Annotated in this window: 10 protein-coding genes; 1 reads left to right on the top strand and 9 read right to left on the bottom strand. The window is 63.9% G+C overall.

Going from position 1 to position 11,386, the window contains the following annotated elements:
- The coding region (locus AYO52_RS18355) for an HAD-IC family P-type ATPase (protein WP_156523607.1) at positions 1-1,241 on the bottom strand (1,241 nt) is incomplete at its 3' end.
- Positions 1,242-1,271: 30 nt separating this feature from the next.
- Between AYO52_RS18355 and AYO52_RS18960 the strand changes: the two genes are divergently transcribed.
- Positions 1,272-1,517: a hypothetical protein gene (locus AYO52_RS18960; protein ID WP_007625921.1), complete on the top strand. Its 246-nt coding sequence runs from the start codon at positions 1,272-1,274 to the stop codon at positions 1,515-1,517.
- 838 nt (positions 1,518-2,355) lie between these two features.
- Here the strand turns inward: AYO52_RS18960 and AYO52_RS12950 are convergent.
- The 8 genes from AYO52_RS12950 to AYO52_RS12915 all read right to left on the bottom strand — a co-directional run.
- Complete coding sequence (locus tag AYO52_RS12950; protein ID WP_017838595.1) at positions 2,356-2,712, bottom strand: metal-sensitive transcriptional regulator; 357 nt, start codon at positions 2,710-2,712, stop codon at positions 2,356-2,358.
- Positions 2,709-5,081, bottom strand: a complete 2,373-nt coding sequence (locus tag AYO52_RS12945; RefSeq protein ID WP_067718071.1) for a cation-translocating P-type ATPase — start codon at positions 5,079-5,081, stop codon at positions 2,709-2,711. The genes AYO52_RS12950 and AYO52_RS12945 overlap by 4 nt, the downstream gene beginning before the upstream one ends.
- Before the next feature lie 86 nt (positions 5,082-5,167).
- Entirely contained in the window at positions 5,168-5,377 is a 210-nt protein-coding gene (locus AYO52_RS12940) for a heavy-metal-associated domain-containing protein (protein WP_007625927.1), read from the bottom strand.
- A 377-nt stretch (positions 5,378-5,754) separates the two neighbouring features.
- A complete protein-coding gene (locus AYO52_RS12935; protein ID WP_216635326.1) occupies positions 5,755-7,029 on the bottom strand; it encodes an Ig-like domain-containing protein in 1,275 nt (424 codons plus the stop codon).
- Positions 7,030-7,070: 41 nt separating this feature from the next.
- Entirely contained in the window at positions 7,071-7,913 is an 843-nt protein-coding gene (locus tag AYO52_RS12930) for a F510_1955 family glycosylhydrolase (protein ID WP_253702140.1), read from the bottom strand.
- A 110-nt stretch (positions 7,914-8,023) separates the two neighbouring features.
- Entirely contained in the window at positions 8,024-8,650 is a 627-nt protein-coding gene (locus tag AYO52_RS12925; protein WP_082924005.1) for a DUF305 domain-containing protein, read from the bottom strand.
- Positions 8,651-8,726: 76 nt separating this feature from the next.
- Entirely contained in the window at positions 8,727-10,274 is a 1,548-nt protein-coding gene (locus tag AYO52_RS12920) for a multicopper oxidase family protein (RefSeq protein ID WP_067718077.1), read from the bottom strand.
- 358 nt (positions 10,275-10,632) lie between these two features.
- Positions 10,633-11,386, bottom strand: a 754-nt coding sequence (locus tag AYO52_RS12915) for a cytochrome c biogenesis CcdA family protein (RefSeq protein WP_216635325.1), incomplete at its 5' end; no start/stop codon positions are given.

The raw sequence follows: 11,386 nt of genomic DNA, 5'->3' as shown, positions 1-11,386 counted from the left end.
GGGTGCTCACTGTCGCTCTCGGCCGCAGCAGCGAGGGCGAGCACCTCGTCCTCGGTGTGTCCCTCGATCGGTTTGATCCCGGTGACGGTGGGTTCGCCTTTGGTCAGGGTGCCGGTCTTGTCGAACAGGACAGAGTTCACCGTTCGCATCGATTCCAGCGCGAGGCGGTCCTTGATCAGTACGCCGCCGCGGGCGGCGCGTTCGGTGGCGATCGAGACCACCAACGGAATCGCCAATCCCAGCGCGTGCGGGCAGGCGATCACCAGCACGGTGATCGTGCGCACCACCCCCGCATCCGGCATCCCCAGAACACTCCAGATGACAGCGGTGATCACGGCCGATGCGAGGGCGAACCAGAACAACCAGCCGGCCGCGGTGTCAGCGATGCGCTGGGCCCGCGAGGAGGATGCCTGCGCGTCGGCCACCAGCTTCTGAATTCCGGCCAGGGCAGTGTCGTCACCGATTGCGGAGACCTCGACGCGTAAGCCGGAGTCGGTGGCCACCGTGCCGGCGACCACCTGCTCGCCGATCTCACGCCGGACCGCCTTGGACTCGCCGGTGACCATGGATNTCTGAATTCCGGCCAGGGCAGTGTCGTCACCGATTGCGGAGACCTCGACGCGTAAGCCGGAGTCGGTGGCCACCGTGCCGGCGACCACCTGCTCGCCGATCTCACGCCGGACCGCCTTGGATTCGCCGGTCACCATGGACTCGTCCATGCTGGCCGAGCCGTCGATGATCCTGCCGTCGGCGGGCACAGAAGCACCGGGGCGGACAATTACGACGTCGCCGACCAGCAGATCGGCCGGTGCGACGGTGACCACGTCGTCGCCGTCGACCTTCTCGGCCTCATCGGGTAGCAGTGCCGCCAGGGAGTCGAGTGCAGAGGTGGTTTGCGCCAGGGAGCGCATCTCGATCCAGTGGCCCAGCAGCATGATGACCACCAGCAGCGCCAGTTCCCACCAGAAGTTCAGCTCATGATCCAACAAGCTCAGGCTTGCGCCCCAGGAGGCGATGAACGCCACGGTGATCGCCAAGCCGATGAGCAGCATCATGCCGGGCTGCCGAGCGCGAACCTCAGACACCGCGCCAGTAAGGAACGGCCGACCACCCCAGAGATAAATCACTGTGCCCAGGGCGGGGGAGACCCACCACACCCATCCGGCGTCGGGCAGCTGGTAACCGATGAGGTCGGCGAACATCTCGTTGAAGCCGACCACCGGCACCGCCAAGACGAGCATGATCCAGAACAAACGTCGGAACTGCCCGACATGGTCTCCGTGCCCGGCATGACCGCCATGGTCTTCATGGCCAGCGTGATGCTGCCCCGCATGGGCGTGGCCCGTCGTCTCCTGGGGCCCGTCCGGGTGATGGTGCTCAGCTACCGCCGTGTCTCGCTCGTTGAGGTGCCCGGCCGCGGCTCCGCCGGATCCGTGACTGTGGGCGTGGTCATGATGATCGTGCGACTGATTCATTTGGTCCCTTCCGTCTTGTCCATTGCCACCTGGTTGGCGTGATCTTCGAGCGGCATGCGTCCGGCAGCTTCGATATGCAGGAGTTTCGAGGGAGTGAAACAGCAAGAACATGATTCCCTGACAGCGGTGAGCCCTAGCGCATGATGTGTTCTAGGGGTCATGGACATCTCTTCACGTGGGGCCAAGTAGCAGTTGCTCCGGGCCACGAGCCGATACCGCCGCAGGGTATCGAATCGTGCTGACATCTGTGCTCGGCCGACCACGTTCGTGACACCGCCCATCCCAGGATCGCCGTTCCCGTCGGTGATGACGCACGTCCTGGCGTTCTGGGGTCCGGCAGACAGTCAGGATCGTGGGTGAGCCAGCGGATTGTGGTGGAGATTGTGGAGGTTTGCTCAAGATGTTCGTCAGGGGAGTGGTTCGGGCTGGCGCCACGATGATGGCGGCTCCCTTCTAGGGCGCTCGGAACGATGGAAGCACCCTCCGCCGCTGCTGGTCTTTCGGGCGCCCAAGGGCGTGGGCCAGGGTGAGCTGCCTTTGGCCCGACTCCGTAGCCACATTGCTCGAACCCGAAGGCTTTTTCGGTGACGACCTGCGGTGATGGCCTGGGACGATTGGAACAACCGGGTTGCCAGCCCGGGATAGGGCCCGCGAGTTCGTCGAGCTAACCGGCGGCGTCGACCGGATCCTGAATTCGATCAGATGTCATGTTCTCTCCTGGTTTCTGCCGTGCGAGTTCATTGGCTTTCCCACCCGCAAACTATACCCCAACGGGGTATGTTGGTGAGGCGTGTTCACCGAATTTCGGGGCTCGGCTACATCCGCGAAGCATCCTGCTCGCGACCTTGCCGGGGCCTCCCATGCACCTACCCGCCCCCGCTTAGCGGGAGAAGCGGGCGATGGCGTCGGCCACTTCCTTGAATTTGATCTCTGCGGCCTCGTCGGACTCGTTCACTGCGTCGGCGACGCAGTGGCGCATGTGGTCGTCGAGCAGGCCGAGGGCGACGTTGCGCAGTGCGGAATTGATGGCGCTGACCTGGGTGAGGATGTCGATGCAGTACTGCTCCTCATCGATCATGCGGTGGATGCCCCGCACCTGGCCCTCGATCCGCTTGAGCCGGGCCTTGTAGCGGTCCTTTTCCTTCATGTAGCCGTGGTGACTGTGGGTCTCGCAGCCAGCGGCTTCGGCATCGTGCTCGGCTGCAGGGTCGATGGCGAGGTCCGGCGTATCCGTCATGACTGGCTCCTGGTCTGGTCGTGGTTGGGGGTCGCGTGGCTTGAGGTGAACCCGCGCAGGCGTAGGGAGTTGGTCACCACGAACACACTCGAGAACGCCATTGCGACGCCTGCGAGTATGGGGTTGAGCAGTCCGATCGCAGCGACGGGGATCAGTGCGAGGTTGTAGGCGAACGCCCAGAATAGGTTGCCCTTGATGGTGCCCAGGGTCCGGCGTGACAGCCTGATCGCGTCCACGGCGGATCGCAGGTCGTCGTTCATCAGAGTGATGTCGGAGGCTTCGATCGCCACGTCCGTGCCGGCGCCCATCGCCAGTCCGAGCTCGGCCCGGGCGAGAGCTGCCGCGTCGTTGACGCCGTCGCCGACCATGGCGACGTTCTTGCCCTTGGCCTGCAGTTTCTCGATCTGGGCGACCTTGTCGTGGGGCATGACCTCGGCGATCACGTTGGCCGGATCAATGCCGACCTCGCTGGCCACGACACGTGCGGCTCCGGCGTTGTCGCCGGTGAGCAGCCACGGGGTCAATCCGAGAGCTTTGAGTCCGGCTACCGCCTCGGCGGAGGTGGGCTTGACGGTGTCGCGGACGGTGATCACGCCCGCGACGGTGCCGTCGATCTGGGCGACCACAGGGGTGCCGCCCTGCTTCTGGGCATCGTCGAACGCGGTCCGCAGGTCCGCCGGCAGGGAGCCCTCAGGGCGACCAATGGTCACCACGGCACCGTCGACGGTGCCCGTGACGCCACGGCCTGCAGTATTGGTGAACCCGGTGACCTCCGGCAGAATGGCGGATCCGGCCTCCCTGTCGGCCACGGGGCCCTCGCCCGCCAGACTCTTTGCACCCTCGCGGGCGATGGCCTGGGCGATCGGGTGCTCGGACGCGGCCTCCACCGCAGCGGCCTTGACCAGCAGATCCGTCCGGTCGAATCCGGCGGCAGTGGTGACCTGGCTGACGGACATCACTCCGGAGGTGACGGTGCCGGTCTTGTCCATGACGATGGTGTCGACGCGCCGGGTGGACTCTAGGACCTCGGGCCCCTTGATGAGCAGTCCCATCTGGGCGCCGCGGCCGGTACCGACCAGGAGTGCGGTGGGAGTGGCCAGGCCCAGTGCGCACGGGCAGGCGATGATGAGCACGGCCACGGCGGCGGTGAACGCGGTGGCCAGTCCCGCTCCCACCACAAACAAGTGCACGAGCAGGGTGATGATCGCGATGACGATCACGATGGGCACGAAGACCTGCGAGATGCGGTCGACCAGTCGTTGGACCGGGGCCTTCTTGGACTGCGCCTCGGTGACCAGCTTGGCCATCTGGGACAGTGTGGTGTTCTCGCCGGTGCGGGTGACCTCGATCAGCAGTCTTCCCGAGGTGTTCATGGTTGCGCCGGTCACCGTGGAGCCGGACGTGACCTCAACCGGGACGGATTCGCCGGTGAGCATGGACTCGTCGATCGCGGACGAACCCTCGGTGACGCGACCGTCGGTGGCGATCTTTTCGCCCGGGCGCACCACGACGATGTCGCCGACCTTCAACTGACCCACGGGGATGCGGACCTCGACGCCGTCGCGGAGGACGGCGGCGTCCTTGGCTCCCATGTCGAGGAGCGCCTTGAGTGCGGCGGAGGACTGCCCCTTGGCCTTGGTTTCAAACCAGCGGCCCAGCAGCAGGAAGGAGATCACCACGGCGGCGGTCTCCAGATAGATCTCGTCCATCGTGGAGTTTGTGGGCAGCAGATGCACTTCCATGGTCATGCCGGGCATGCCGGCGTTGCCGAGGAACAGTGCCCACAGTGACCAGAGGTAGGCGGCCGCCGTGCCCATGGAGACCAGGGTGTCCATGGTGAACGAGCCGTGCCGCAGGTTGGCGAGGGTGGCCTTGTGGAAGGGTGCGCCTCCCCAGAAGAAGATGGGGGTGGCCATGGTCAGCACGGCCCACTGCCAATTGGTGAACTGCAGTGCCGGGATCATGCTCAGCAAGACCACCGGGACCGTGAGTGCAGCCGAGACAATCAGACGGTGTTTGAGGTCTGCGGTCTCGCGTTCCCTGGCCTCCTCGATCTGGTCTCGGGGACCGGCGCCGCCACCTGCGGAAGTTGCGTCCACAGCCTGGTCGTCGTCATTCTTCATCGTGAACGCGTCGTATCCCGCACCGCGCACGGTCTCGATGAGCGCGTCCGTGTCGACCTTGCTCGGGTCGAAGGAGATGGACGCGGACTCGGTGGCGAAGTTGACCGTGGCGTCCACCCCGTCGAGCTTGTTGAGCTTGCGCTCGACCCGCCCCGAGCACGAAGTGCAGGTCATGCCCGTGACGCCCAGATCTATGTCGATCAGGTCCACCGCGGGGTGCATCTGGGAGGGTTGAGTCTGGGTCATCGAGGATCAATCCTTCACGGTGAACGGGTGGTGTGCTCGGGGCCAGGGATCTCGCCAGCTGCTGGGGCTGGCGAGATCGCTTCGCGTCAAGAGGTGACGGTGTAGCCGGCTTCCTTGACGGCGGCGACGACCTGCTCGTCGGTGAAGCCCTCGCCGGAGACCGACACCGTTCCGGTCTTGCTCGAGGCCTCCACCATGGAGACGCCCGCGATTTCGCCGACTTCCTCCTTGACCGACGACTCACAGTGTCCGCAGGTCATGCCCTGGACGGTGTACTCCTTGGTGCTGGTAGCCATGACGGCTCCTTCCGTTGACGGGTGTAGTTCGTTGAGACATCCGATGGCTCGGATCAATCCGAACACCAATGAACATATACCCCGTAGGGGTATTGGTCAAGGGTGATGTTCGCTTGTGTCCGCGGCTCACTCCGCCTGCACTCTGATCGCCCGGACGCCGTATGGATTGACCAGTAGGCGGGCGCAAGAGCCGTGGCGGCAAGGTCTTTGGAAGCGCGGAGACGAGCTCACCGTGCTGGCGGTGCAGCGCGAACCAGGCCCTTGCTGCCGCAGTCGAGCAGTTCGTCATAGAGACGGGCGACGCGTATTAACGCAGGCCAACACCCGGCCATGTCTGTATCCGCAACCAATTGTTCGGAACCCTGGCCGAGGGCCTCTTAGGCTAGGTCGGCATTTCCAGCACGCCAGGTTTCCCACGGGATGTTCCAGTCGCCCAGCCCGTCGGTCCCGGGAAGCGTCGGTCCGACGGTATTGATGACCTTGACCACGTCGCCCCGGTTGCTGCTGTGCTGGAACGACTTGGCGTAGGCGTCGGTGACATTGATACAGCCGTTACTGACGTTGGTGAAGCCCTGTTGTTCAACGGACCATGGGGCGGCATGGACGTAGATCCCGCTGTAGGACATCTGGGTGGCCCAGTTGACTGAAAGCCGGTAGCCGTCGGCCGAGTCGACCGGCACACCAAACGTCGATGAATCCATGATGAGCGATTCGTATCGGTCGCCGATGTAGTAGGTGCCGTTCGGGGTGGGTGTCGATGCCTTTCCTAGTGAGACCGGGCTACTGCTGACGACCTCGCCATTGATTCGGGTCGTCATTGTCTTGGTGTTGTCGTCGATCGTGGTGATGACCTCGTCGCCGATCGTGAAGTTGCTGTTTGCGTCCTGGGCTCCGTAAAGGCCTTCGCCCATATCGGTGCCGTAGATGTTGACGTCGACGTCGACCTCGGTGCCCGGTGCCCAGAATTCGGCGGGGCGCCAGCGAACCTCCGAGGGCGACACCCAGTAGAAGGCTCCTTCGACGGCGGGGGTCGTGGTGACCTCGATGGCGTCCTGGACGGCCTTACGGTCGCCGACGGCGGACTCGAAACGCACCGCGACCGGCTGCGCGATACCTACCGTGTGGCCCTGACCGGTCACCAGGCTCGCGCTGGTGGTCGAGTTCGGGACCACGGTGCTGAACGAGGACGAGTCTGTAATCGTCTCACCGTCGTCGTTAGTAGCGCTCGCCTCGATCGAGTAATCCCGGTTGTAGCCCAGAGTCTCGGTGGTGCGCCACTGGGAGCGTTCCGCGTTGAACTCGCCTTCGACCTCGCGGCCTTCTTCGTTTGTGACCGTGACATCGTCGAACGCACCGTCTGTCACATCCAAGACGATCGGTTCCCGCGGCGTCGCGGCCACTGTCCCATCTTCGAACGAGGTGTGAATGACGGCCGCAGCGGCGGGGGCTTCTTTCGGTGCAGCGGCCGTCGAGGTGTCCTCGGTATCTCCGATCGTGCACGCGCTCAGCCCTACTGCGGCCACCAAGGCCACCGCGACCGAGGCAAGCCGTTTCGCCGGTGTGCGCTCTGGTGCGGCTCCGCCTGCGAGCATCGCTTCTTTCCTCACCACTTCTCCCTCGAGTTCGTATGCGTTCTGACCGGTAGTTTCCATTCCGTCTTCGGTCGGCCTTGGTTTGCGCCGCCGACGACGTTTCAGGGAATCGTTAATGTATGAAATGACCGTCCATCAGCAGCGTAGGCAGTGTCCTGGTCCGCGGCGATGATGGCTTCGACATCACCGACGACTGGTCCCTGCTGCCACTCATCGTCGTTGACGTTCTTGCGCCAGGCGGTGCCGTCGGTGTCGATCCCCCAGAGGGTGCCGTCTTCGGCTGCAGATATCAGCAGGAGTTCGGGAGCAGCTGGTACTGATGCGAATGTGCGCCCGATGTCGGTGCTGAGTTGTAGGCCTCCTGCGGTTGTGGCCCAGATGCCCTCGTCGGTAATCGCCAATGCTCTCGCGGCTATCTCGATGCCGTCGGTCCAACTGACGCCCGAGTCGGTGGACGTTCGAATTCCGTTGGCGGTGTCGAATCCGACAAGGGTGTTTCCGTCGGTGGTCAGGGCGTGAAAGTCGACTTCGCCGGAGAGGGATTTCGTCGCCCACGACTGGCCGCCGTCGACACTCTCGATGAGTCCGAGAGGATTGGGGGCGGAGCTTGACGGGCCGGGATGGCCCGAGGCGTAGAGGTTATCCGTCCCGGGCGCGCCTGTGAGCCCCATGAAGTCGTCGTCGGCGTCGCCGACGCGGGTGGTCGCGCCATCGGGGTTGAGGACGAAAAGCCCCGTATGCGTGCCGGCCAGCACCCTTCCCTCAGCATCGAGGTGGAGTCCGTGCACATGGTCAAGCGCGGGTGTTAATGCGGTGCCGACCGTCGATGAGGCGTCCCCGGATTCGGGTGCTGGCGTCTGCTGCGGGCTTGAACACGCGGTCGCGGTGAGAGCCGATGCAAGGATGGCTATTGGGGTCCAGGCCCGCTTTCGGTGCGAAAGCATGAGTGCGTATCTCGTTTCTGGCAGGGACAAGAAAATGTGTTGATGTCCAGACGGTCTCCGGCGGGGTCGGACTGCCATCGACCCCGCCGGGAATGCGAGCTTTCGTTTTTTTACATGGAGTCGAGCATCTGCTGCATGGTGTCGATTTCCTGCTGCTGGGTGTCGATGATGGTTTGCGCCAGATCGACAGCCGGCGGGTACGTGCCGTTCTCCACCTGGTCTTCGGCCATGGCCACGGCACCTTCGTGGTGGGCGATCATCTGGTTAAGGAACAACTCGGCAGCCTCAGGGCCGGGAGCGTCGGACAACTGCTGCAATTCCTCATCGGAGAGCATGCCCTCCATCTGCGCCATGTCATGGTCACCGCCCATGTCCATGTCCATGCCTTCGGGCTGCGTCGGCTCGCCCCACTGCTCAAGCCAGTCGGTCAGCTGCGCGATCTCGGGCCCCTGGGCCGCCTTGATCTCCTCGGCCAGCGAGGTGACGTCGGCGGGGACATCATCCTTGGACAAGATGATGTCGCTCATCTCGATGGCTTGCTCATGGTGGGGGATCATCATCTGGGCGAACATCACGTCAGCCTCGGAATGCTGAGCTGATTCCTCTGCCTGCTCGGTGGTCGAACTCCCGCTGGTCGCAGTGGTCTCGACGGCGGTCGTGGTCTCGCTGGCCGTGTCGGTCTCGTCGCTGGTGCAGGCGGACAGCCCCAGCAGGACCGCGGCGGCAGCGGCGGTCATCACAAGCTTCTTTCGATTCATCTGGGTTCCCTTTCTTCTGCGGACTTTCGGGCCCGCGAGTGGATCACCTTGCCGGTCAGGCGAGGTAAGACAGAGTGGTCATCATCCCGGCCTCTTGGTGATAGGCGTTGTGGCAGTGCAACGCCCACTGGCCAGGATTATCGGTGTCGAACTCGATCTCAATAGTGCGCATCGGCCGAATCGTGACGGTATCCTTGCGAAGCCCGCTGTCCGCGAGCGCGAACGTATGTCCGTGCAGGTGCATCGGATGGAACATGTCGGACATGTTCCGCATCCGCATCCGCACCCGCTCCCCACTGTTGACCTCCAGCGGCACCGAATCCGGGTGGACTTGGCTGTTGAGGGTCCACCGGTACGGCGACATCGTCCCGCCCAGGTCAACACTGTGGTACCGATCATGACTTTGGCTAGACAGACGTACTGCCTCGCTGGGGGATAAGTCGGTACCCAATAGCGGACGCCGGTCCACTTCGACTGGTCGGGAATTCGTCGGGAGATCGCCCGCTGCTGTACGTACAAGGGCCTGCGCGTGGCCATCCTTGCCTTCGGGCTGAGCGAACAACGGGAACACGCCGTCGCCGAGCGTGACCACAACATCGAACCGTTCACCCATACCGATCAGAAGAGAATCGGTGTCCTCGGGAAGCACGGGAAAGCCGTCAGTGTGAGTGACGGTCATCCGGTGCCCGCCAAGCGCGACCCGGAACGCGGTGTCGGCGCCGGCATTGACGAACCGGATGCGCACGCGTTGGCCCCGCGACGCTCTCCAAACGTAGGGGTCGACAGGGAGTCGACCATTGATCAGAAAGTGCGGGTAGGTGACATCCCCGGCGCTGCCGAGGATGGGGGACATCATCGACCCCTCACCCCCGTGCATGTCCATCATGTCGTGGTCCATCCCCTGCATCCCGGCATCTGCGGTGTCGGCACCGATGCCCAGATCACGGGCGACATCGTCGGGAGTCCGACCGGTCCCGTCGACCCAGTCGTCAAGGACCACGAGCCATTCATGGTCGTAGTCGCCGGGCTCGCCCGGATCATCGATGATCACCACTCCGTACAAGCCCCGATCGAGTTGCAGACCCGAATGTGAGTGGTAGAAGTACGTGCCCGGGTCTGGGGCGGTGAAGTCGTAGGTGAACGTGGTGCCTGGTGCGATCGGGTCCTGCGTCAACCCGGGAACCCCGTCCATGTCGTTGCTCATGGCGATCCCGTGCCAGTGCACGCTGGTCTCCTGGGGCAGCTGGTTGTCCACGGTGATCTGCAGCCGCTCTCCAGCTTGGGCCCGCACCAGTGGGCCTGGCAATTGTTGGTCGTATCCCCACGTTGAGACGACTCGGCCACCCAGATCAACGTCGACCGGACGGGGGGTCAACTGCGCAGATACCACCGTTTGGCCGGGGGAGCGTCGCTCCTGCTCAAGCCGCCTCACGAGATCTGACGAGGCTCCCACGGGACTGCCCGTGGCTGCTCCGGAACCAGAACATGCAGTCAGAGCGCCGGCGCCGGCGAGAAGCGATCCGGCCAAGAAAGACCGGCGGGAGACCAGCACGCGCGGCGCACGTCTTAGCGCACCTGCCCGCCCCGTGGCGTCAGCGTTCATCATGATCGGCGTTTCGCGAAGTCGCGGTCCCTACGTGAGATCCGAAAGAGATACCGGAAGAGACGACCCCAGTAGCAGGAGAGTGAGACCCGCGTAGGTGCCGATGCCCTCCGAAAAGACTGGTCGTCAAGGCCAGAACCATCGCCCAGAAACCGAGTACGAACGCGATCAACAGGACGATGTCGATCCAGTTCATACCGTAAAACCACCCCATCAGACTCAACTCCTTGCCTGTCTTAGAAACTCGATTCTGCGGGGCGAAATGCGAGATCTGGGTCATCGTTTCGTCAAGATCCGATCAAGGTTCTTTTCGGACAGACAGACTCGACTCGAGTTAGGAGAGACCATCGGAGCACTGTCAGATCGGCAAAGTGGTGTCTGAGACGGCGAAGTCGCGGAGCCAGTACACGAACTGCGTCCATATGCCGCTGAGCAGCAAGATTCCGACGACAATGAGCATGATGCCGCCGACGATCTGAATCGTTCGCGTGTGTCGTTGCAGCCAGCCCACCGTGCGGATGGCTCTCGTCGAACCGAAGGCTACCACGATAAAAGGCAGTCCGAGCCCCAGGCAGTACGCCACGATGAGCAGTACTCCGCGTGCGGCGTCGAGTCCGGTTCCGGCGGCCACCGACAACGCCGCTGCCAGCGTCGGTCCGAGACACGGCGTCCATCCCAGGGCGAAGACGGCGCCAAGTAGCGGCGCGCCCGCCCAGGTGGAAAGCGCTTTCGGCTGCATTCGAGTGTCCCTCTGGAGGGCGGGTATGGCCCCGATGAACACCAGACCCATCAAGATGGTCACCACACCGCCGAGCCGCTGCAGCAATTCTTGCTGGGGGGCGAGGTATTGCACGGTGCCCAGCACCATCGCCGACAGCAGCACGAAGACCACCGTGAATCCAGCAACGAATAGCACCGCGGCGAGGACGACTCGTCGTCGCGATGACACCCGCTGACGCTGCTGTTCAAGAGTGAGCGTGCTGGCTTCGGCGCGGCGTTGCTCGGCGGCCTGCACGGTCACCGCCGGGCGCTCTGCACCCACGATGCTGGCCATATATGCCAGATACCCGGGCACGAGCGGGACTACGCACGGCGAGGCGAACGAGACGAGT

Origin of the sequence: Dietzia sp. 111N12-1 (assembly GCF_001658045.1) — a bacterium.
Lineage (GTDB): Bacteria > Actinomycetota > Actinomycetes > Mycobacteriales > Mycobacteriaceae > Dietzia > Dietzia kunjamensis.
Note: the sequence above shows the minus strand (reverse complement) of the source record. Positions and strands in the feature narration are given on the sequence as shown.